Source organism: Mucilaginibacter sp. JRF (assembly GCF_015223065.1).
Taxonomy (GTDB): domain Bacteria; phylum Bacteroidota; class Bacteroidia; order Sphingobacteriales; family Sphingobacteriaceae; genus Mucilaginibacter.
Genome location: NZ_JADFBY010000004.1, coordinates 1 through 23,033, shown reverse-complemented (window position 1 = coordinate 23,033; position 23,033 = coordinate 1). Strand labels below are relative to the sequence as shown.

The window sequence follows — 23,033 nt, the reverse complement described above, 5'->3', positions numbered from 1 at the left end:
AGTTACCTTTATCATCCCCCAAAGGGAACACACAACTAATCAGGCGAAACCGTTAATGCATCTAACCAAAGGCATTGCTGAGAGCGAGCTCATCAGTCAATGTAAACAAGGCAACCTCAGATACCAGGAAGTGCTGTATAAGCAGTTCTATGGCTATGCTATGGGTGTTAGTTTGCGGTACAGCATTAATCGTGATGATGCCTTAGAGGTAGTTAATGACGCATTTATAAAGGTTTTTAACGCTATACATACATATAACGAGGATAAGCCATTTAAGGCCTGGCTGCGAACAGTGGTGGTTAATACCGCGATTGATCAGCGGCGCAAGGGCCTTAAGTTTATGGCGAACACTGATATTGACGAAGCGCCGCCAATTGGTGAGGGTGCCACGGTAATAAGCAAAATGAACGCGCAGGATATTTTAAAACTGCTGAATTTATTGCCTGAGATACAAAGCACCATATTTAACTTATATGAGATAGACGGGTACAACCATGAAGAAATAGGCAAGATGTTAGATATACCGGTCAGCTCTTCGCGAGTTTACCTGAGCAGGGCTAAGGAGAGGTTGAGGAAAATTTTAAGTACGGAAGGAGAAAGCTTATGAAAGACGAGCTTAACGACGACTTAAAAAGACGCATCAGCGAGGTTTTTGATAATTACGAAGACCAGGGCGCTGATGCAGGATGGATGCTGCTCAGAGAGAAGTTTCCGGCACCGGCACGTAACCGCGGTGTAATGAAGTTGTGGTGGCTTTCGGCCGCCGCGGTTATATTGCTGTGCCTGGGTTTAGGTTTATGGATACGCTTTGATCAGCCCGATCAAAATAACCAGATAGCCGTAACCAAACCGGTTAAAAAAGCACAGCCCGAAGTAAGCAAGGTTGATGACAGTCCGGCTGTTAAAAAAGAAGATACTAATACCGAAAATAATACAAGCGCTACCAGGCCAACTGCCGATAATTATGCCGCCACAGGTTTTAAACCTGCTGCGCCAACATTGGCCAAACCTGCTGAGAGCGTGTTAGCCGAACAAGCTGTAACTGCGGCAAGGCGCGGAGTTGCTGAAAACAACAGTGAGGCCCCAAGCCTCATTGCATCAACTGTTAATAGGGGGAAAAAAGACAGTGTTATCAGTACTCCGCGTCCGCAGGCGGCTCAGCAACAATACATAGCCGCGGCACCTGTTGAAAAAACGGATAATGTGGCAACCACTAAACAACCGGGTACAGATCAGCCTACGGTAACAGCCCCTAAAAAGAATATTGATGCCATGTTTGAGGCCGATTATGCCAAAAACAACACCAAAAAGCAGGAGAAAAAAAGCGAAAAGCTGGTAAACTTTGGCGTGTATGCGGCAACCTACGTTAACTATGCCAAGGGTAGCGATAACCGGGTGAATGTTGGCGCGGGTGTATCGTCTGATTTCAGGCTGACCAAAAACCTGAAACTATCTACAGGGGTATCAATAGCGCAAAATTCGTTCAACTACAATGTTAGCAGCCCAATGCAATTAACAAACGCTGCTGCCGATGCATCGGTAGTGGCTAACTCGTTAAAAGCGGGCGATGAAAAAGCCTTTAATACATCAATAGCGGCACCTACGCTGCAAAATTATAATGCCAGCCTGATGGGGCTTGATGTGCCGGTGAATTTGAAATACGAGTTCAACCCGGAGAAAAATGATACCTACATATCAGCCGGTTTAAGTTCGGGTACGTTCCTTAATCAAAATTATAATTATAGGTACAATTACTCGTCGCTATCGCGTGATGATAACCGTGTGGTAACCGAAAGAGTAGAGGAGGGCGCAGGTAATTTCTACTTCGCCAAAACGCTTAACGTGGCCTTTGGTATAGGTTATCCGCTGGGTAAAAGTAACCGCCTGGTAATTGAGCCATTTGTTAAATACCCCTTAGATGGGCTCGGTGCGCAACAGATAAAGTTTGGCGCGGGTGGTATCAACCTGAAACTGAATTTTCAAACCCGGAAAAAATAAGTTAAATACCCTTAAAACAACAAAGCAGAAGAACGGATGCTGGCGCGCATGTTGCTTCTGCTTTATTAATTAAGCATGCCCGCTGCGTGGTCAGTGCTTAACAAATAACGGATACGGTTAAGGCGTTGTGTATTCCTTAAAGCTATAGTGTTTGTCTGTATTTTGAAATACCCACATCTGGGTATAAATCCCATCTATGGTACTAAAAACTGCATTAGCCCTGGCTTTATTGATAGGTCGAGCGTTATGGGTTGTGTGTAATCTATAAGTTCGTCATCGGCATGCAGGTCGGTACCCATCCATTTAAGCGATATGCTTTTGCCAGTGTAGGTTTGGTAGCCAAATGCCGGGCAATCATTACCATCAATCAAGTGTTGCAGGTAGTCGGCAAATTGGCGGCGTTGTTTTTCGGGTAGCAGTACCAACTCAAGCAAGCCATCCCCCGGATCGGCCGCAGGTGCCAGGTTTAAATTTGGCCCAACCGAGCAAATGTTCATCGCCTCAACCAATAAATAACAGCCGCTAATGGTTTCGCCGTCAACTTTAATGATGCACTCACGAGCTTCATAATTCAGCACAATATCCTTTAAAACTTCCAGTGCCTTTTGTATTTCCTTTTCGGGGGTGTCGAGGCTTTTTTTGTCGATCTGTTTCATATCCCGCATTAACTGTGGGAAAATGCCATAGCCAAATCCTTCCAAAAACAGCACTTGTTCATCAAGTCCGCTAACATAGGTTACATCTAAACCCTTAATGTTCTTGCTATGCCACGAGTGTACAATATCTTTTATATCGCCACTAATGTTCAACGTTTTGGCAATGTTGTTGGCTGTGCCGAATGGTAAAACACCGATACGATATGGGTTGTGCGCATCATTCTTCAAAATGGCTTTGGCTGCCTTACGTACGGTACCATCACCGCCAACAATTATAACTATTTCGGTGCCGGGTTCTATCTGTTCCCAGCCATCTTCTTTTATAGATGAGTAATTGGTGGTAAAGCCCTCGCTCTCTATCAGTTCTATCAGGTTTTCTTTGGAGTGGTCTTTATCGCCAGCTCGGGGGTTATGCAATAGTTTTGCTTTTGGCATGGGTATATGTTTAATTAACAATCAATTAAAACATACCTTTTGTTTTGTGGTTGAAATAATAAACTAACTGTTAAAAGTTATGAGAATATTAATCACAAATGACGACGGAATATATAGCCCCGGCATAGCAGCCCTGGCGCAAATAGCACGCAAGTTTGGCGAGGTTAGGGTAGTAGCGCCCGACGTGGAGCAATCATCAATGGGCCATGCGGTTACGCACTCACGCCCTTTGAGCTATAAAAAATCACCCATCGAGTTTCCGGGCATTGAGGCCTATAGGGTTAACGGTACTCCTGCGGATTGTGTGGCGTTGGGCACACACCTATGGTCAAAAACCGATGTGGTATTATCAGGCATCAACATGGGGCCAAACCTGGGTAATTCCATGTGGCACTCGGGTACCCTGGCGGCGGCCAAGCAGGCTGTATTGCTGGGTATAAGAGGTATAGCGCTAAGTACGCCTGTAGGTAAAACCGAACCCGATTTTCATGCGCTTGAGCCATTTGTTGAGAAGGTGCTAAGCTCATTACTTGAGGAAACCTCATTGGCGCTATACAATGTGAATTTCCCCGAACATCCTACTGATATTACGTGGACAAGGCAATCGGTACGTTTATATGATGGTACTGTAATTCCGGGTACTGATCCGTTAGGCCGCAAGCATTATTGGTTCACTGTTACCCCGCTTGAGCCTGCCGATGAGGGCACAGACCGCTGGGCCGTTGAAAACGACCTGGTATCGATCACCCCACTAAGGCTGGATTTGACCAATGAGGCCGAACTTAAAAAAATGATACAAACACAGCCGGTAGGTTTATAACCATCGGCTGTGCTTTAATATGTTATTGCTTTGTTTTGTATAGAGTTTGCTCTAACTCGCCTTTTTTGTCGGCTTCAACAAGCGCCTTTACCTTTTTACTCATCTTAACCTGATTTTTAGGATCGCTCATATATTGCAGAACTTGTTTTGTAGCTGCTAACCCCGCCTTTTTAGGATCTTTTATTTCAGGCTGATTAATGGCCACTTTTACAAGGGCTGCCATATACATACCAAGATTATCATCCTCGCCCAAAAATGCACTGGCCGACTCATCAAGATTAAATTGATATTTAGGCGTGCCTGTCATCCACTTTATCATGTATTCTAATGATTTTAGGCGTTCAACGTCATTTTTTAAGTACGGGGTGCCAAGCACATAATTAGCCGAATGCAGGGCAGCACTATCGGCAGCATCGTTATAATCTGCTTTAGTTTCGAGCTTTATTTGAGAATAATCTGGTAATGATTGGGCTTTAGCATCAGAGCAATACACAGCTATCGCCAGCAGGGAAAGTACAATGGCTTTCTTCATGATAAGGATAAGGTTATTTATTAATATTTACGTTGTTTACGGTGCGAATATAGCATAAATACAGCTTATCCGCACCGCAAATATTATAGCGCCTGCTCTAATTTGCCCTCTTTATAGGCCACCATCAGCCGGCTCATATCATCGCGCAGCAGCACAAAGTTATCGTCGTTATCGGCATAATCAAGCAGCAGCTTCAGCGCGCCGATAGATATTTTGCGGTCATCCTCAATATCGGGGTTTTGTAGTTGGTATTTGGTGAGGGCGGCCATGTACAGGTCGGTTATGTCGCGGTCTTCCTCAAAGTTGGCCATAATGTCCTCGTCCAAAATAAACTCGAAGCTTGGTGTTTCTTCCATCCATTTATTCAAAAAATTCATGGCGCGGAGACGTGCCGGGTCATCCTTTATGGCGGGTACCTTAAACAGGTATTCGGCAAGGGGCAGGGCAATGGAGTCGGCATCTATAACGCCTTCTTCAGTTTCAAGATCATACCTGTCCATCCGCGGCAGGGTTTGTGAAAACGATGGTAGTACTACTGCGCCGGTTAACAGTAGCATAAGCAGTAACTTTTTCATCCTGATAAATTTATATGAGTTAAACAAATAGGCGGTTAATAGGTTTAAATATAATTATCTTCATTCAAACTTTTTGGTGGTAATACTGTGAAGAATAATGTAAAGCTGCACAGGTTGATGTTTGTTTACATAAACTTTATATTTGGGGCGTTAAACAACGCGAAAAACTTAAGTAATAAAAGTTGTAACAACATTTATAAAAACAATCGATATATGTTGTTTAATTCAAAAAAAATCGTTTTTTAAGCCCAAAGTGTTCGTTTTACAATAAGTTAATTATACATTTACCGGAATTTCTAATCAATAAAAAACAATTATGATCATTATTGCCGATGGCGGCTCAACTAAAACTAACTGGTGCCTGGTAAATGAGGAAGGCAAGAAAGTATATTTCAATACCGAAGGTTATAACCCTTACTTTGTAAGCAAAGAGTACGTTATTAAATCGTTACAGGAAAACCTGCCTACCGATCTGGAGATGGACAAAATTACCGAAGTAAATTACTACGGTGCAGGTTGTTCAACCGAGGAGAAGCGTAACCAGATAAAAGAATCAATGCAGGTTGTGTTCACATCTGCCAAGGTAAATATTGGTCATGATTTGCTTGCTGCCGCACGTGCTTTATTAGGCCATACCGAAGGCTTTGCCGCTATATTAGGTACCGGCATGAACACCTGTACTTATGATGGCAAAAACATTCTGCAAAATATCGACTCGGGCGCTTACATTTTAGGCGATGAAGGTAGTGGTTGCCACATTGGTAAAAAACTTTTGGTTGATTACCTGCGCGGTTACATGCCCGAGGCAGTACGTAAACTATTTTGGGAAACCTTTAAGCTTACACCTGATGATGTTAACGAGCAGGTTTACACCAAGCCGTTAGCCAACCGCTTTTGCGCAAGCTTCAGCAAATTCGTTTATGATAACAATGTGCACCTGGAGTACTCACGTAACCTGGTACGCTCATCGTTTGTTGATTTCTTTAAAAACGTGGTTACCAAATATCCCGACTATCAAAAATACACTTTCAATTGCATCGGTTCGGTAGGTTACAACTTCCGCAACGTGTTGGAAGAGGTAGTTACCGAGAACGGTATGGTAGTAGGTAAGATCATCCGCTCGCCTATAGATGACCTGGTGAAGTATCACCTTGATCTTGCTCCGAGCCAGATATAATTGCTAAAAGCTTTATACATTATAAAAAATGCCTGTTTCAATTTGAAACGGGCATTTTTTATATGCTTTAGTATGTATGTAACTATGCAGGCATGGCCTCCATATTCAAATCGTTCTGGAATATTTTGTTGTATTTACGACGATCAAACTTATACAGCTTAGCGGCACGGTATGATACGCCTTTCTGTTTCTCGCTCAGCTCCTTTAAAAAGCCGTAGCTCAGCATTTTTTTGCGGAAGTTACGTTTATCCAGCTTTTTGTTCAGGATGATCTCGTATAACGATTGCAGCTGCGTAAGCGTAAATTTCTCAGGCAGCAGATCAAACGCTATGGGCTGATAGTTCAAGCGTTTCCTGATCTTGTTGAACGCGCTCAGGAATATCTCGGTATGGTCAAACGCCAGCTTAGGCATCTCATTAATAGGCACCCAAAATGCTTTACGGGCGTATTGGGTAACCGGGGTAAGCTCCTTTTGGCCGCTAATGCGTATCAATGCAAAGTAGGCAACGGTAATTACACGCCCCTGCGGGTGGCGGTTTACCTCACCAAAGGTGTGCAGCTGTTTAATGGGCATATTGCGCAGGCCGGTAAGCTCGTACAAAATACGTTTGGCGCCATCGTCAATACTTTCTTCCTGCCCAACAAAGTTGCCGGGTAAGGCGTACCAGTCTTTAAATGGCTCCTCGTTACGCTCTATCAGTAATATCTTCAACTCGCCGGCCTCGAAGCCAAAAATCACACAGTCGATAGAAAATACAGAGTCGAATTTAGGTAGTACTGTTTCCAAAATATCAGTTTATAACAATTGGATAAAGATATGCGTTAATAATAAACAAAAAAATATAAAATAAATTTAATGGTGTAAATTGCACACACTATCTTCGTACCGAATTTCGATACCAAATAAACGCGATGCAAAAACTTTCAAAGATAGCTGTTTTAACATCCGGTGGCGACGCCCCCGGAATGAACCCTTGTATAAGGGCCGTGGTTAGAACCGCACTATATAATGGTTTAGAGGTAGTTGGGGTAAGGCAGGGTTATCAGGGCCTTATTGATAACAACATGTACGATATGAATAACCGCTCGGTAAGTAATATACTTAACCTGGGTGGTACTATCTTAAAAACCGCGCGTTGCTTGCCTTTCCGTACTGATGAAGGTATGGAGCTGGCTTACAAAAACTTAAAGGCACGTGGTATTGATGGTTTAGTGGTTATAGGTGGCGATGGTACCTTTACCGGCGCGCTTCGTTTCTCTCGCAAATACCCTGATATAGCGGTTATAGGCGTACCGGGCACTATTGATAATGACCTTTACGGCTCAACCTATACCCTGGGTTTTGATACCGCTACCAATACCGTTATTGAGGCTATTGACAAAATACGTGATACTGCCGACGCGCACGACCGCCTTTTCTTTATCGAAGTAATGGGTCGTGATTCGGGGGCTATTGCCCTGCGTGCAGGTATATCATGCGGTGCCGAGGCTATTATGCTGCCTGAAAAGGAAACAGCCATTGAGGAGCTTATCGTAAGCCTGAAAGCCGGTCAGTACAACAAAAAATCATCAAGCATTGTAATTGTTGCCGAAGGTGATAAAAACGGCGGTGTTTATGATATTGCCAAAGCTGTTGAAAAGGAAGTTAAGAACTACGATATAAAAGTTACCATACTTGGCCACCTGCAACGTGGTGGCAGCCCAAGCAGTTTCGACCGTATTTTGGGTAGCCGTTTAGGTTTTGCCGCCGTTAACGCCATGATAGCCGGTAAAACACAGCAAATGGTAGGCTTGCAGGCAAACAACATTGTTTTAACCACACTTGAAGAAGCGCTGACTCAGCACGAGTTTAAACTGGAAGACGATTTGATGCAGATGATGGAAATACTCTCGATCTAATTAATGATAGCAGTTGTTTATAGCGGATCGCATTATGCACACTGGCGCCTTGCCGATAAAGGGCGTACTGTGGCATCATTTAAAACGATTGGTATAAACCCCTATCTTAATGATGAGAAACACATCATCCAGATATTCAATAAAAACATCAACCTCATACACCATGCCGAGGAGGTGAAAAAGATATATTTCTTTGGCCCGGGCCTGTCATCGCCCGAGATGAAAGAAATAATAAGAAACGCTTTCACAGCTTTTTTTAAATTTGCCAAAATTACAGTTGGGCATGACATTGATGCAGTTGCGCTGGCAGGCTGTAAAGGCGAACAAGGCATAGTTTGTATTTGTGGCAGCGGTACCAACGCCGCCTGGTATGACGGCCGCAAGATAAAAATCAACAATTTTGGCCTTGGTTATGTGCTTGCCGACGAAGGATCAGCCAATTGGTTGGGCAGGCAATTGCTAAAAGCATTTATAAGCAAGGATATGCCGGATAGTTTATGTAAGAAATTTGCCAAGAAGTATAACTTTGACCGGAATGCCATTTTAGACAAAGTTTACCGCCAAAAGCAAACGGCACTGTTTTTGAGTTCATTTAATGACTTCTTTATTGATAACAAGGACGATCAATATATCAGGAACCTTTTGACTACAGGTTTTGAAAAAATGGTGAATACTTACTTGATACCATTACACAAACAGCATCCGGAAGCGCCGGTGCATTTTTCAGGATCAGTAGCTATGCACTTTCAGGACGTATTGCAACCCATAACTGCCAATGCAGGTATAAGCGTAAGCAGCATTGTCAGGTCACCCATAAATAATTTATTAACGTATTACGCAAACAAAAATTAAACAATATGAAAATAGGAATTAATGGTTTTGGCCGTATTGGCCGCCTTGCTTTCAGAGCCGCTGTTGAACGTCCGGAGATCGAAGTTGTAGGCATCAATGACCTTGTTGAGCCTGATTACATGGCTTACATGTTGAAATACGACTCAACTCACGGTAAATTCAACGGTACGGTTACTGTTGAAGGTGGTAACCTTGTTGTTAATGGCAAAACCATCCGTGTAACTGCTGAGAAAGATCCGGCTAACCTTAAATGGGGTGATGTTGGTGCCGAGGTGATCATCGAGTCAACCGGTTTATTCTTAACTCAGGAAACTGCTCAAAAACACATCGACGCCGGTGCGAAGAAAGTAGTTATGAGCGCGCCTGCTAAAGATGATACCCCTACTTTTGTAATGGGTGTTAACCACAAGCAATTAAAAGCTGATCAAAACATCGTTTCAAACGCTTCATGTACTACTAACTGTTTAGCGCCTATCGCTAAGGTATTGAATGATAAATTCGGTATCGAAGAAGGTTTGATGAGCACTATCCACGCGGTAACTGCTACTCAAAAAACTGTTGATGGCCCGTCTGCAAAAGATTGGAGAGGTGGCCGTGGTGCTTACCAAAACATCATCCCTTCATCAACCGGTGCTGCTAAAGCAGTAGGTTTAGTATTACCTGAGTTGAAAGGTAAATTAACAGGTATGTCATTCCGCGTTCCGGTTGCTGACGTATCAGTAGTTGACTTAACTGTTCGTTTAAAAACCGCTACTTCATACGAAGCTGTTAAAGCCGCTATGAAAGAAGCTTCAGAAGGTGACCTGAAAGGCATCCTTGGTTATACTGAAGATGAAGTTGTATCAGAAGACTTTAAAGGTGATGCACGTACTTCAATATTTGATGCTAAAGCCGGTATCGCGCTGAATGATAACTTTGTTAAAGTTGTTTCTTGGTACGATAACGAGTGGGGTTACTCAAACAAATTGATCGACTTAGTACAAGAGTTAGGCAAATTATAATAGCCTATTCGCTTAATAAAATAACAAAGCCGGCCCGCAAGCCGGCTTTGTTATTTTGTGATGGTTTTATTTAGCCCGATTGTAGCGTTTGGTATGTTTGCGGCGTATTATAAAATATAAATCAAAACCATTATCTACATGAAAAAGATCATTCTGCTTTTAATTGCTGTAACCTTATTCTCGTGCAAAAAGGAAGCTACCTACGGGCCTTTGAACCTAAAGAACGGACAGGAAATTGAATTACTGGTTGATCACCGTTATTATGCCGATCAGGATGTTTTATTAACCGCGCGTGGTAATGACCCTGTAGATGCTTATCTTATTGGATTTGAAGAAAGAGAGGTGGGGTATAATTATAAAGTAAAAGCCAGATTTCATTATGATGAAAATCCTCCGGCTGATGGCTCTCCTTATCGATATGAGTTTGTGAGTGTAATAAGTAAGGAGCAGTATAAGGGGAGCGAACCATTCAGTGTGCAACTTATTGTTTCATACGTTCCCGGCGGTCCGGTGATCAGACTCAATAAGACGAACAACGATTATTACTTTATCCCCGAAAAGATACAATTTACCTACGCTAACACCGAGGTGGAAAAACAATTGGCCGAAATATGGGCCAATGCGCTGGAGATGCGGGATGATTCGCAAACCGTGCACGAACCTAAATGGCAAACTGCGAAGGCCACTGTTACACACGATCCGCAACACTTTGGCAAGGCTTACCTGGTACAGAAAATAGAATTTACAAACCGGTAATATATTTACAGGTACAGCTGCAACGAATCATAAGCCAGCTCGATACCATCAGGTAACTCTTGCGATATTACATGGTGCTTGCCCAGTCTGTGGCTTATATGGGTAAGATAGGTTTTTTCGGCACCAATGCTTTGGGCAAAGGCAATGGCCTCATCAAACGTAAAGTGCGATATATGGGTTTGCTTTTGCAGCGCGTTTATCACCAGGGTTTTGGTGCCTTTTATTTTCTCAACTTCTTCGGGCGCAATGGTTTTGGCATCGGTAATATAAGTAAAATCACCTACCCTGAAACCTAATACCGGCAGCTTGTAGTGCATCACCTCAATAGGGGTAACGGCCAGGCTGCCTATATTGAAACCGGCATCCTTACTAATGGTATGCAAATTAATTTGCGGAATGCCGGGGTAACCCGCGTTATCAAATATGTAAATGAATTCGCGCTTCAACGCCTGCTGCACGCGCTCCATGGCATAAACATCAACAGGTGCCTGCTGTATGTAGTTAAAGGCGCGTACATCGTCCAAGCCAGCCACATGGTCCTTATGCTCGTGGGTAAATATAATGGCATCAAGGTGCTGTACATCCGCACGCAGCATCTGGTATCTAAAATCAGGCCCCGAATCAATAACAACATTCTTGCCCCCGGTTTCTATCAGTATCGAGCTGCGCAGGCGCTTATCATGCGGGTCGGGCGATTTGCATACCTCGCAATGGCAGGCAATAACAGGTACACCCTGCGAAGTTCCGGTTCCTAAAAAAGTAATGGTCACAGTTGCAGGTTGGTTTGTTTAAGTTGATGTAAAAAAGCTATCTGTTTTTCGTCTAATTGCTTATGGTCAATCTCCAACTCGCGCAGCAGCTCCACTAACGATTGTATGCGGCTCTCCAGGTTCGAGAATTTGTTTACAACTATCATTTTACTGCTCTGCAGCAGGCATGCTCCTGTTTTAAAGTTCCCCTTTTCGTAACGCACCCGGTAGCCGCTGGTTTTTAACAGCATCTCCAGTTTTTCGAGCGTATGGGTTGTTAGTGTAAGCATTGTAAATAGCGTATTCTTCCAAAAATAATAAAGAAAGGGTAAGGATGATATGTTTGCGAAAAAGTTTTCGTTTGTATGATAAAAGTGCAATTTTGTCGTGCAGATAAAACCTGCCGAAAGCCATGCGTATAAACATATTAGGTGCCTCGGGCGTTGGCGTAACCACCTTGGGGCTGGCCCTGGCCAACAAAACAGGCTATGCCTATGTTGATAGTGATTTTTACTATTGGGATAACACCATCAAAGCCGATCCATATACCATAAAGCGCCCCATCATTCACCGTAACCAAATGATGCTGGATGAACTGCGTAGCCACGGTAACTGGATATTAGGCGGCCCGGTAATGGGCTGGGGCTTTGCCGAACCATTGGTGTATGACCTGGTGGTATTTTTGCACCTGCCGCCGCAAATACGTATGGCCCGCCTAAAAAAACGCGAATACGAGCGTTATGGCGATATTATTTATACCGATGCATCGCGTAACCAACAATTTGTACAGTTTATGGATTGGGCTGCCGGGTACGATGATAATACCGCGCCCAGCAGCCGCACGCTGCAAAATCAGCAAAATTGGTTGCAAACATTGGCCTGCCCCGTACTGCGCATAACCGGCGACACTACGGTGGACGATAGGGTTGAGCGTGTGTTGGCGGCTATTAAAGCCAATGCCTAAACATCTTCCCTGTCCTGCTCGGCTTCTTCCTCAAGGCGGTCTTTACGCTCGTCCTTCATGTCCTTAATGGTATCCTTGTAGTCTTCGTCAAGGTCTTTAAGGTCTTCCTTCATTTCCTTGCGGGCATCGCGCCGCTCCCCGGCATCTTCGTATTCTTCGCTGTTAAATTCATCTATAATGCGCTGGCGTTCCTGCTTGTATTGTTCTTCTTCGGCATATAACCTCATATCAAACTCGAATTGCGCGCTCAGGCGTTCAACCTTGCGCACATTGCGGTTAATAAGGGCTTCATTGGGGTTTTCAAGCACCTGTATCATAAACGTGGCTATTTGCGAATAGTAAGCCATAGTAGCCTTGGCTATTTTACCACCTGTTTGCGAGCCATTTACCGATACCGTTTTTTCTTTGGCCATCTGTTTTGTCGATTTCCGTATCTCACGGATCATACTGTCGCGCGTGCTTTTGGGCAGTATTTTCAACCCTGCCAGATCAGGATAATTAAAGTTTAATGATGGAGATTTACTTTGCGCGAGCACGGCGTTGGTTAAAAAAACAACCATCGCGGCTAAAAGGATAAGTTTTTTCATGATAAAAGATTGGTTTGTTTATACAGGTTTGATAAAACTACATATAAAACGTTTAATGGACGTACAAAAATAATTGACGGTCAATTATTTCAGCATTACCCGATCTTGAATATCAGCAAAGTATAACTGTGAATACGTGTATGAATTACCCTATGCCGTTGAGCAGCAATTGGCAATCTACCATTGAGAGTATAGATTTCTTATAGGTTTTTGTTAGTTCAGATTATTATAGCATCCGGTTGCACTCATATTGAATGTGCAGGCATGGATAGAACGATTATCATATGATATTTATCAGGCTTTCCCGAAAGCGGTATCTGTACAGCCGGGAAATAAGCGTTGATTAATTTAAGTTTTGGTTAAGCATGCCTTTTAAGCGTAGGTAATTGGCCAATAAATCGGCAAAGGTATTGTCGTTCATTACCAGCTTAACTTCCATTGATAGGCCTAAGATGTTGCAAACTATCTCGTCTACACGCATTCCGCCGCGCTCATCTATCTTTTTAAGGCATAAGCCATGATTGTTGATCGCTCTTTCCTCATTCAATAACTCGTTCGGGATAAACTCAGGCAAGTTATAAGCTGTTTTTTTGTTGTTCAGTTGTACTCTCATGGCAATGTTATTTACAACGTATCAGTCTAAAATCGCGCCAATTAAACTATTAAGCAAACTTTATGTGCTTTTGTAACTTAATTGAGAATAGTTGAGGATTGCTTTTCTCAATTTGTGTAATTACTGCTGCTACTGCCCCTGCCAGTTTCCACAAAACTATTCAATTTGAAGCTAAAAAGTGTTTGGTATACTGCTTGCCTTACTCTTATCAAATAAACGGAGGTAGTATGGTAGCTATAATTTCAAGTTTGGTAATTGCGAATGTTGTGGTTCTGGTTTCGAAAAAAAACGCAGATAAAAACAGAATTTAATTGTTGGGTAGGTGATGTGGTAGCAGGTAAGCGCAAGTTTACCTGCTTTTTTTAATTGCGCATGGAGCTAATTTTACTTTTTTTATTAGTATTTACCGTTTGGAATGTGATACGGTATTTTGAGGTGTGGTGAGGGATGGTTGCTGATCAGTAATTTTCCAAAAACTCGTCTATCACATCTTCGCTATCTAAATTCAATATTGCATTAGCCAATTTAATTTCTCCTTTTGATACCGCTATTGCGGCAAGCATTGCCGATGTAGAACTTACATCCATTTGTTTATCAACAACTGAAAAAGCAAGTTCTTTTAACCCTGCAATAGCTTCATTGTAGCCATCAATCAATTGGGTGGGTAACGGTGGGTTATTTTTATGGCGCTGCACCTCAATAACAGTTATTAAGCCGAGTACATTGTAATCAACCAGTTGTTTATCTCTCGCTATTTTTACAAGATGCGGAACCGCATAGTAGGATGCTAAACCAACATCGCCCTGATGATGTAATTCGTCCCAAAGCTCCAGGTATATCGCGTCGGCCTCATTTAACGTTGTTGCCTGCTCCAACTGCTTTAAAGCAACTGACGCATCATATTTAATACCTTTATAACCACCTTCAAGAGTCTGCCATAAGGGGTTATTTAGTTCGATCATATAAAAAGGTTGATGTTATCAAATAAAAATATAACTCTATCTCAAATTAGTGAAGTTCCCATTCCCAATCTTCCAGTTGTGGTTCATATCCTTGTCCGTAATACATCTTCAAATACTCTTGAACCCGTGTTAATGAATATTCGTAATTGATGGCTGATCCATCTTTAAATTCAATTACGTTGGCCCATATTGCAAAGCATGTTTCTACATTGGTTGCGCCATCGGTTATCAGGTCACTGTAATAAGCATTCTCTACAAAAGGATTTCTTGAATGTTCGATGGATATCCAGTGAGCGAATGACTGAAATGCTCCTTTAAAACCAGCCTGATCTATGTTTACATCTAATTCCCATTCTTCGATATTAACTAACTCAGCAAATTTTTCAGGTTCTATCCACTGTGCTATCATCCCGCCAAGGCGTTTAACATCCGGCCAATCAGCGTTAAATCTAAGTTCATGATTTATATAAGCGCAGCAAGCTCTAAAAAATACTTGCGGATTGGTCGCTAAGAAGGTATGATAATCAGTTGTCAGCTGATTATTAAGTATATCAAAGTTTAATGTTCCATTTACCAAGTAATATGCAAAATGCCTGATCTTGGATCTTTGGTGTGTAGTGAACTTTTGAATTTTAGACATAACCTTTATGCGTTACCAGATTTTAGGGTTTAATATATAGTTTTAAAATAAAAAAGCTTCCTGATTCATCACCACCAGAAAGCTTCCATATTACATCGGCATAACCGGTGCTTTTATACGCCAGGGTTCGGTAGTGATGGATTGCAGAAAGGCGATGATGGCCAGGCGTTCCTCTTTAGTTAACCCAAGTGGTTTTAGCAGCGGGTCAGTTTTCGGGAAAAGCGGGTCGTTAACCTGTTCGCCTTTAGCTTTTGGTTGGGGCATACCGGCATTGTACATATTCATCACGCCTTCCATGTTATCAAACAAGCCGTTATGAAACCATGGTTTGGTATTCATTACATCGCGCAAGCCGGGAGTTTTAAATTTACCCACATCCTCAACCTTTTTGGTGATGTTGTACCTGCCCAGATCCTCGTACTTAGCACGACCATAATAGGTTAAACCCGCGTTATGAAAATCATTATCCGTAAATAACGGCCCACTGTGGCAGTTCATGCAACGGGCCTTGGTTCTGAACAGGTGTAAGCCCTCAATTTGCTGATCGGTTAGGCGTTTGGTATTCCCTTCCAAAAAGTAATCAAAGTCTGATTTTCGGCTGGTAAAAGTTAGCTGATAGGTTGCCAAAGCCTTGGCAATACGCTCACCGGTAATTTTATTATCGCCAAAGGCATCGGCGAATAGGGGTAAGTAGCCTTTTATTTTGGTCAGCTTTTGGGGCAGTGCCTTAAAATCCTGGTGCATTTCAATGTCTGATGATATGGGGCCAACCAGTTGTTCTTCCAGATCTTTTGCCCGGCCATCCCAAAAAAGCTTTTGGTAATACCACACGTTTTCTAACGACGGTGCATTACGCGAGTTGGCCATTTGATTATGCCCTAATGATACCTGCCTGCCGTCAGACCAATGCATTTCGGGCGCGTGGCAGCTAATGCACGATATTTGGTTAGAGCCCGACAGACGTGGATCATAAAACAAAACCTTGCCCAGCTCTATCATATTCTTAGCCTCGGTTGATTGTAACGAAACCGGGGGCTTGGGCAGCAAACCCAGCTCTTTCCATTTTACATCCTTATCAACATTTGGTTTGGGCCATTCGGCAGGTGGGCGGTTGTATATAGCGCGTAGCGAGTCGGCAGATGGAAGTATAGAAAGCAACCCTGCATTATTAAAAGAAAATTGTATCAACGCCAATAACAACGCCGTCAATCCAAACAAAACCTTCTTCATCGGGTCAAAAATAAATATTAAAGCTAAAAGATGTAAGCAACCTATGTCCTGATGGCATAAAAGCGTACTCATACATCACCTTATTGGTATCAAAAGATTGTATGTATGTAGTTTTAACGCTCAGTCCGCTGGTTACTCCTTTAAACAGGTATGGGGTTAAAAAGGTTAGTTCGGCATTAACGAGCCCGGCTTTGGTATTGTAGTACATATAATCAGGAAAGGCAATGTTATCAGTAAAATAGCTGAATATGCCCGGTGTTGTAGTTATTGACCTTTGCTGCGGCAAACGCAAAGCGGGTTCAAACCTTAATGATGCCCTGTTGCTGTTACGATATTTTTTATACAAGGCCAGCAATAAACCCGGCTGAACGTAACTCTGATCAACCAACACCCCGGCGCTTATATCACGATGGTGCAGTTGGTTGTAAAGTATGTTAAAGCCAACCTCGGGCACCAGCTCATAATTGCTGTTGTGCTTAATTATGCTGTAGCCGCCTTTAATAAGGTTGTTTTTGTATTTATAGTTGCTGCCGCTCAGTGTTACGTTAAAATCATAGCCGTTTTGCCAGTTTGTATTCAGGTAAAACTGGTGCTTTGAATTTTTGCCGGTATAGGTAGCCAGCCAGCTGGTGGCATAGCTATTCAGTTGAAAGGTGCCGAACAATCTGTCGCTAACGGAGTTGGTTAGCGGGAAAACGTTTTCTTCCTTTTGCTTACTGTAGCTAAGGTTTACACCCATATTTAACTTGCCCGTTTGCCTTGAGTAGTTGATATGGTAGCCCGTAAAATCATAGTTCTTTTTAAACCGGTAGTCGTCGGCGCGATCGCTGTAGCCATATCCTCTTATCAGGTATAAAAATCTGTCGGGGTAGGTATTGCCTGTGGCGTATGTTGAGTTTTTGTAACCCACAGATATATTTTCATTACCATAGCCCCAATCGGTACCTAAACCCAGGTAATTGTTGCCGCTACGATAAACCAGCTCGGGCTTAAGCTGTATATTATAGGTTTGTGCTGATGGGCGAGGGTCAACCGAGCGAGATGTGGTGTTGAACAAATAATTAATACCCGATGCTACATATAGCTTACCGGGCAGCAACTCATAACTCACCATACCGCTAATGGTATAGTTAAGCCTGCGGTATTGGCCGGCTTTTAAGGCCATGTAATAGTAAGGGCTAACATCGGTACTCAGGCCGCGCATGGTATTGGCCAGGCTATCCTCGTTCATACGTTCAAAATCAAATGATCCCTGAACCTTGAACCGGCCAAGCTGCTGTATGCCGTTGGTATTAAAGTGTATGGCCGAGTTATTTTCAGCCTGCTGCGATGTGCGGAAATGCCCGCTTTGGGTATTATAACTTAAACTATTATCAGTAAGCTTAACATACGGCGCGCTGATGAGCTGTGTAGCGTTAGATGAGGCAAAATTAACGGATTGCCTGTCCTGCCCGTAAAGCAGCACACTGTCCGGCTGTATCTGTGCAGATACAGCCAGGGGCAGCGTACATAATAATAGTATAATGAATACTCGCATTCAGAATTAGTTTATGAATGATGAAGCTGATTTTGAAGCATCGGCCTTAAGTATCACACCAAAATCATTAGTAGAGTTGTTGGTATCCTGCAAAACTACACGACCGTTAGTGGTACGGCGTGTTTTACGTACTACTGATTGCGATGAGTATGAACCGCCTGTAACAAATGTTTCGCCGGCATCAACCACATCAGGCATACGTTTAGGCACACGCGACGCGGTTACCGCGTGCTGTAAGCCAACACCATCAATAATTAAGCTTGCAGGTATTTGTATAAACAGCTCGGTAGTTGTGGTAATAGCTGTTTGATCGGGCGTAGCGTATTTAGGCAACATATTAACATCAGAGTTAGCTTTGAATATGTACAAACCCTCACGACCAAGATTATCCATTACCAGATCGCGGTTACCACCACGGCTAACCACGGTAACGTTTGTAACGGCAGGGTTATCAACATCTGATGCTAATGGGTTAATGCCCGGTTGGCTGCCAAGGTAAACCTCAAAATCGGCATTTTGCAGGTCAACGGTTAGGTCGGGGTTGTTTACGGTTACGGTTTGTCCGCTTGCGTTGGTGTAAGGTGCTTTGTGGTTAATGGCGTTGGCGGCTATAATAATGCTTTGGCCGGGTAAAACAGGGTGCTGCTTGCCGGTGCCCGGTATCATGAACATGGTTTCGGCATATATGTAATCGGTATTTGGGTTGGTGGCTATCATGTTCAATGATTCACTCCAGTTCCATTGTCCGCTGCGTTGGTAGTAGCTCCTGGTCGAGTCGATACGCGAAACCGCGGTGCTAACATTTTCTACTTGTCCAAAATACAGGCTATCGGCATAAAGGGTATCGTTTGAGTTATTGTATATCTCGATGAACTGATCGCGGAATAAGGCGCCATCCCTGGTGCTTGATCCGGCATAGTATATCTGCTTAATAACAAAATCGCCAATGCGGCCGGCTCTCAGGCTAATTGATGCCGTGCTGCTTTGAACCACATTTTGGTTGCTGATGGTACCGTTAAAAATAACATCATCCTCAACATTGGTACCGGCCTTGGTATTGTAATCGGCAGCACTAATGGTTATTGATGCCGCTATGTTGTAGTTACCGGCAGGTAGTTCAAATGTAGCTATACCGGTTGCGTTACTTTTGGCGGTATACACTTGGTTGGTAACCAAATTTGTAGCCTGAACGCTAACATTGGTCATGTCAAAGCCTAAGTTGGCATTATCGGCATCAAATGCAGTTGTTACCGACAGGCTTGCCAGCACAACATCATTATTGTCGGTTTTTTTACAGGATGAGCCTAATATTAGCATGCCCATAAATAGTAAAAAGTAATTAAGATGTTTCATATTATATATTAATTAATTAAAATTTAAATGATAATTCTGCGCCCACATTCACCGGGTTATTGTAGGTTGTTAAATTCCTGAGTATTTCATTGTAATCGCGCACTATGATGTTCAAAAAGTTATAGGCGTATACTGATATGCATATTTTTTTGCGTATCTCTTTTGATACCCTTAAGCTCATATTGGTGTATACAAATGGCGGTTGCGATAACTTGTTGGCCGCGGTTGGTGTAAGTGCCAGGTAATTGTAATCGGTATTGTTGGCATCGTATACCTCAATAGGTACCAGGTTGCCGTCGCGGTCAATATAAGCTACTGGTAAATTGCTGTTACCCAATGTTTCGGTAATGTTTTGCCAGTAAACATCGGCCATCAAACTAACTACAAAGCCCAGCTTAGGTATGTGCGTGTTGGTGGTAAGTTTACTTGTTATGGTGCGGTTTTTAGTATTTGTAGCCGGATATATACCATACCATGCCTTAAAGTTGTTGTTCAGGTACGATTCGCCTGCTATCCTGATGGATGTGCCAAGGTTATTGTAGCGGCTGTAACTGTACGAGGTATTCAGATCAAACGATGTTTGTATAGCCCTCACCTTACGTGTGCTGATGAACCACTCGATGCCATAATTGTCTGACCGTACGGAGTTTGTTATGCTGTTATCCTGCAAACCCGGGTAGGCACGCAAATTACCTGTGGGGGTGTATACCGGTTTTTGGCCGGGAGTGATAACGGTATCGTAAGTGGGGAGGTAGCGAAGCACATAGTTCATTGCACTGGTTAGGCCATCGCGGTTACGTTTTATGTAACCAAATAACGAGGAGTTGAACCAGCCTCCATCATAACTTACACCAAGTTCCATTTGGTTTGATCGTGATGGTTTGATGTTGCTGTTATCTTTGATTATTTTTTCGGTATAAACTAAAAATACACTCTCGTTAACATAACCATTATATAGGTTAAGCAACGGAATATCAAAATAGGTAGGGGCAGGGTATCTGAATGACATGGATGGCGCTTTGCTGGCCATACCGAACGCCGCGTTTACCGCCCATTTTTTACTCAGATCATAACTTGCGTTAACACGTGGTTGCCAGCTGCCATAACCGTTTTGTATATCATACCGTAAACCGGCACTAACGCTTAACGGGCGGTTAAATATCGATGTGCTTGCCTTATCTTCAAGGTAAAAGCCAAGGCTGTATATATCGCGTAGCAGATCAAAATCATAAGGCCGCTCGCTTTTATTGCCCGGGGTGTTGATGTAAGGTTTGGTTGGGTCGGCAATTACGCCCTCGCCCTTGTTGCCCGAAAAAGAGAAGTTGCTGCCTAACGACAGGTTGTGCGTTATTTTACCCGAACGGAGGGTGTTACTCAGATCAAGCGACGCGCTGCCGTTGTATGGCTTGCCCTTGATATGATCAACTGATGTAAAGTTACCGGGGATGAAATAGCCTTCGTATATGCCGGTGGTATCTTTATCGGCAATACCAACGGGTGCGCCGTTGTTTTGTCGTTGCCTGTAGCTCTCCTGGTATCCTTCATCGTACGATGCGCTGAAACCAATGCGCCTTAACCACGAGCTATTGGTCAACGCCACCGAGAGGCGGTTGCTCAGGCTTATCCGCTGATCCTTTGAGTACATAATTTGCTGATTATCATCATCCGGGTCAAGCTTGGCATCATCCATTTTTTGGCTGTAATCAACACTAAATGTGTTTTTTATATCGTCGGTTAGGTTAACCGTCCACATGGCGCCACCGCTTATGCGGCTGTATATCTTCATGTTATCGCGAGGGTCCTGAATACTGTTCAGGTAATTGAAATTCACGTTCATGGCTCCCGCGCGTTTACCTAATAAAACCCCTTTGGAGATAGAGGCGTTGGTTGATGCACCGTTGAGGCGAAGGTTAACCCGGTAGTCAGTTTTACCTGCCATACGATTGATGATGACCGCGCCATCAGTAAGTTCGCCATATTTGGCTGATGCCACGCCCGATACCACTTCAATACTTTCAATATTATCAGCCGGAATGTTGCGTATATCGATACCGCCAAACGGACTATCGTATTGCGGACTACCAGTTTGTATATCGCGCACGTTGCCTATTGCACCGCCGTTAACACCCCTAACGCCCACACTGCGGGTTTGCATATTGGCATCGTTTGATTGCCTTATACCGTCAACAAAAATGGCTACTCCACGGGCGTTGTTATTTTGTTGGGTAGCATCGCCGGTACTTGCAGAGCGTAAGGTAAGTTGCTGATTGTATTGCAGATCAGGGGCCGACATGCGTTTGCCCGGCAAATTGTTCATAATATCGGCCAAACTGTAGGCCTGCACCTGCTCAATAGCTTCACGATCAAACACAATGGCCGAGTTGGAGATATCACTCTTTTTACGTTGCGAACTAATTTGAACCTCATTTAACGTAAGGCTGAGCGCCTGTAGTCTGATGAGCAGGTTTTGGGTAGATGCCTTGCCGCTCACCCGCATATTTACGGTACGCATGCCCACAAAACTTATACTCAGTTTGATGGAATCGGTACCGGTATTTTTTAGCCTTAAGGTAAATTCACCATCAGCGTTCGAGAAGGCTGAGGCATTAGCATCGGCACTGCCAATGGTTGAAAACTCTATGGGGTTATTATTTTCATCAACCACTTTACCGTATACCGATATAACATTTGATTGCGCATGAGCAACACAACAGGGGATAAAAACAGCAGCAATAATTAAGTAAATAATCTTCAATTAATTTGGACTTAATCTAAATAAAAACACAAAAGTATTGAAATTATCTACAAATGCTAAAGTGTTATTACTACACTTTGTAACATTTTTTCTACAGAGTAATACCGGATTAATGCGTTTTAAATAGCATAAATCATATTTTCAGTATCGGAATCGTCTGAATTATAAATGCTTGGGTAGTTCTGATGTTCTGGTTGGCAACGGGTTATTAGCTTTATCTATTATCATCGCTACCGCAAGAGTCGCTTTTGATAAGGAATGAAAATACTAGTTTAATACAGCGTGTCTAAATTGAATCTTATCTTTTTGCTAATAGTTGGGATAATACTGAATCTATTTGTTCATTATTACAACCAGTAATTTCAGTATTAGAAATAAATAAAGTAGGTGTAGACTTGACGTTTAATCGAGTTGCATCAGCGATATCATTAGCAATTAATTGTGCGATTTCCGGATCTTTAATATCTCGACGGAACCAATCTATATTCAGATTAAGTTTTATTGCTATTTTATCAATTGTATTATTATCTAAGGATGTATTTAATTTGAATAATTCATGATGAAAATCCCAAAATTTGCCCTGTCTCGATGCGGCTATTGTAGCTTTTGCAGCACTTAATGCATGATTATGAAATGGTAAAGGGTAATTTCTAAAAGAAAACCTTATTTGTCCTCTATATCGAGATCTAATCAGTTCAAATATTTCATTGGCCCTAGCCGAATACGGACATTGATAGTCACCGAACATTATTATTGTAACGTTAGCATCATAAGGGCCATCCACTGCAATGCCACACTTTATAGCCTTAAAAGCAGCCACTGTAGCTTTTGCATTACCAACCTTTCTAATTTCATCTTTAGATAATAGAGTAGTTTTTTCATTTTTATCAAATTCATTAATCAATTCTTCTATATCATATGCGATCATTCTTGTGTCCCTAT

24 protein-coding genes are annotated in these 23,033 nt (G+C 42.8%); 9 read left to right on the top strand and 15 right to left on the bottom strand.

Annotation, left to right across the window (positions count from 1 at the left end):
• The first annotated feature begins 55 nt into the window (after positions 1 to 55).
• Together IM792_RS11430 and IM792_RS11425 are read left to right on the top strand one after the other, a co-directional pair.
• The gene (locus IM792_RS11430) at positions 56 to 607 is read left to right on the top strand and encodes an RNA polymerase sigma factor (RefSeq protein WP_194102001.1); all 552 of its coding nucleotides are present in this window, start codon (positions 56 to 58) and stop codon (positions 605 to 607) included.
• Positions 604 to 1,998, top strand: coding sequence for an outer membrane beta-barrel protein (locus IM792_RS11425; RefSeq protein ID WP_194102000.1), 1,395 nt, complete (start codon positions 604 to 606; stop codon positions 1,996 to 1,998). Before IM792_RS11430 ends, IM792_RS11425 begins: the two co-directional genes overlap by 4 nt.
• Positions 1,999 to 2,192: 194 nt before the next feature.
• Here the strand turns inward: IM792_RS11425 and IM792_RS11420 are convergent, their stop codons facing one another.
• A complete protein-coding gene (locus IM792_RS11420) occupies positions 2,193 to 3,089 on the bottom strand; it encodes a diacylglycerol kinase family protein (RefSeq protein ID WP_194101999.1) in 897 nt (298 codons plus the stop codon).
• Positions 3,090 to 3,168: 79 nt separating this feature from the next.
• On the opposite strand from IM792_RS11420, the gene surE reads away from it, so the two are divergent.
• Positions 3,169 to 3,909: a 5'/3'-nucleotidase SurE gene (gene surE, locus IM792_RS11415; protein WP_194101998.1), complete on the top strand. Its 741-nt coding sequence runs from the start codon at positions 3,169 to 3,171 to the stop codon at positions 3,907 to 3,909.
• A 22-nt stretch (positions 3,910 to 3,931) separates the two neighbouring features.
• Here surE and IM792_RS11410 read toward each other — a convergent pair whose 3' ends face one another.
• Positions 3,932 to 4,441: a hypothetical protein gene (locus IM792_RS11410; RefSeq protein WP_194101997.1), complete on the bottom strand. Its 510-nt coding sequence runs from the start codon at positions 4,439 to 4,441 to the stop codon at positions 3,932 to 3,934.
• Positions 4,442 to 4,524: 83 nt separating this feature from the next.
• Positions 4,525 to 5,016 (bottom strand): hypothetical protein, encoded by a 492-nt coding sequence (locus IM792_RS11405; RefSeq protein ID WP_194101996.1) that lies wholly within the window; start codon positions 5,014 to 5,016, stop codon positions 4,525 to 4,527.
• A gap of 316 nt (positions 5,017 to 5,332) precedes the next feature.
• Here IM792_RS11405 and IM792_RS11400 point away from each other — a divergent pair, with 316 nt between their 5' ends.
• Positions 5,333 to 6,193 (top strand): N-acetylglucosamine kinase, encoded by an 861-nt coding sequence (locus IM792_RS11400; RefSeq protein ID WP_194101995.1) that lies wholly within the window; start codon positions 5,333 to 5,335, stop codon positions 6,191 to 6,193.
• 82 nt (positions 6,194 to 6,275) lie between these two features.
• Here the strand turns inward: IM792_RS11400 and IM792_RS11395 are convergent, their stop codons facing one another.
• Entirely contained in the window at positions 6,276 to 6,980 is a 705-nt protein-coding gene (locus IM792_RS11395; RefSeq protein WP_194101994.1) for an NUDIX domain-containing protein, read from the bottom strand.
• A gap of 125 nt (positions 6,981 to 7,105) precedes the next feature.
• Here IM792_RS11395 and pfkA point away from each other — a divergent pair, with 125 nt between their 5' ends.
• The 4 genes from pfkA (at position 7,106) to IM792_RS11375 (ending at position 10,701) form a co-directional block, all read left to right on the top strand.
• Positions 7,106 to 8,092, top strand: coding sequence for a 6-phosphofructokinase (gene pfkA, locus IM792_RS11390; RefSeq protein ID WP_194101993.1), 987 nt, complete (start codon positions 7,106 to 7,108; stop codon positions 8,090 to 8,092).
• 3 nt (positions 8,093 to 8,095) lie between these two features.
• Positions 8,096 to 8,944: a hypothetical protein gene (locus IM792_RS11385; protein ID WP_194101992.1), complete on the top strand. Its 849-nt coding sequence runs from the start codon at positions 8,096 to 8,098 to the stop codon at positions 8,942 to 8,944.
• Positions 8,945 to 8,949: 5 nt separating this feature from the next.
• On the top strand, positions 8,950 to 9,945 hold the full coding sequence (gene gap / locus IM792_RS11380) for a type I glyceraldehyde-3-phosphate dehydrogenase (RefSeq protein ID WP_194101991.1): 996 nt from the start codon (positions 8,950 to 8,952) through the stop codon (positions 9,943 to 9,945).
• Positions 9,946 to 10,083: 138 nt separating this feature from the next.
• Positions 10,084 to 10,701 carry a hypothetical protein gene (locus IM792_RS11375; protein ID WP_194101990.1) on the top strand — a complete coding sequence of 206 codons (618 nt, stop codon included), beginning with the start codon at positions 10,084 to 10,086 and terminating at the stop codon, positions 10,699 to 10,701.
• Positions 10,702 to 10,706: 5 nt separating this feature from the next.
• Here IM792_RS11375 and IM792_RS11370 read toward each other — a convergent pair whose 3' ends face one another.
• Together IM792_RS11370 and IM792_RS11365 are read right to left on the bottom strand one after the other, a co-directional pair.
• On the bottom strand, positions 10,707 to 11,471 hold the full coding sequence (locus IM792_RS11370; protein WP_194101989.1) for an MBL fold metallo-hydrolase: 765 nt from the start codon (positions 11,469 to 11,471) through the stop codon (positions 10,707 to 10,709).
• Positions 11,468 to 11,740, bottom strand: a complete 273-nt coding sequence (locus IM792_RS11365; protein WP_194101988.1) for a hypothetical protein — start codon at positions 11,738 to 11,740, stop codon at positions 11,468 to 11,470. The genes IM792_RS11370 and IM792_RS11365 overlap by 4 nt, the downstream gene beginning before the upstream one ends.
• A 122-nt stretch (positions 11,741 to 11,862) precedes the next feature.
• Here IM792_RS11365 and IM792_RS11360 point away from each other — a divergent pair, with 122 nt between their 5' ends.
• Positions 11,863 to 12,414 (top strand): AAA family ATPase, encoded by a 552-nt coding sequence (locus IM792_RS11360; RefSeq protein WP_194101987.1) that lies wholly within the window; start codon positions 11,863 to 11,865, stop codon positions 12,412 to 12,414.
• Here the strand turns inward: IM792_RS11360 and IM792_RS11355 are convergent.
• The 9 genes from IM792_RS11355 to IM792_RS11315 all read right to left on the bottom strand — a co-directional run.
• Complete coding sequence (locus IM792_RS11355; protein ID WP_194101986.1) at positions 12,411 to 13,001, bottom strand: hypothetical protein; 591 nt, start codon at positions 12,999 to 13,001, stop codon at positions 12,411 to 12,413. The two genes, IM792_RS11360 and IM792_RS11355, sit on opposite strands and share 4 nt — an antisense overlap.
• A 343-nt stretch (positions 13,002 to 13,344) precedes the next feature.
• Positions 13,345 to 13,614, bottom strand: coding sequence for a hypothetical protein (locus IM792_RS11350; protein ID WP_194101985.1), 270 nt, complete (start codon positions 13,612 to 13,614; stop codon positions 13,345 to 13,347).
• Positions 13,615 to 14,072: 458 nt separating this feature from the next.
• A complete protein-coding gene (locus IM792_RS11345) occupies positions 14,073 to 14,576 on the bottom strand; it encodes a hypothetical protein (protein WP_194101984.1) in 504 nt (167 codons plus the stop codon).
• 46 nt (positions 14,577 to 14,622) lie between these two features.
• Entirely contained in the window at positions 14,623 to 15,216 is a 594-nt protein-coding gene (locus tag IM792_RS11340; RefSeq protein ID WP_194101983.1) for a hypothetical protein, read from the bottom strand.
• Between the two features lie 90 nt (positions 15,217 to 15,306).
• The gene (locus tag IM792_RS11335) at positions 15,307 to 16,446 is read right to left on the bottom strand and encodes a cytochrome c peroxidase (RefSeq protein WP_194101982.1); all 1,140 of its coding nucleotides are present in this window, start codon (positions 16,444 to 16,446) and stop codon (positions 15,307 to 15,309) included.
• Positions 16,447 to 16,450: 4 nt separating this feature from the next.
• Entirely contained in the window at positions 16,451 to 17,983 is a 1,533-nt protein-coding gene (locus tag IM792_RS11330) for a DUF6850 family outer membrane beta-barrel protein (RefSeq protein WP_194101981.1), read from the bottom strand.
• A gap of 6 nt (positions 17,984 to 17,989) precedes the next feature.
• Positions 17,990 to 19,336 (bottom strand): DUF4876 domain-containing protein, encoded by a 1,347-nt coding sequence (locus tag IM792_RS11325; protein WP_194101980.1) that lies wholly within the window; start codon positions 19,334 to 19,336, stop codon positions 17,990 to 17,992.
• Positions 19,337 to 19,352: 16 nt separating this feature from the next.
• Positions 19,353 to 22,091 carry a TonB-dependent receptor gene (locus IM792_RS11320; RefSeq protein WP_194101979.1) on the bottom strand — a complete coding sequence of 913 codons (2,739 nt, stop codon included), beginning with the start codon at positions 22,089 to 22,091 and terminating at the stop codon, positions 19,353 to 19,355.
• A gap of 298 nt (positions 22,092 to 22,389) precedes the next feature.
• Positions 22,390 to 23,033: thioredoxin domain-containing protein (locus IM792_RS11315; RefSeq protein ID WP_228085042.1), on the bottom strand; the 644-nt coding region annotated here is incomplete at its 5' end.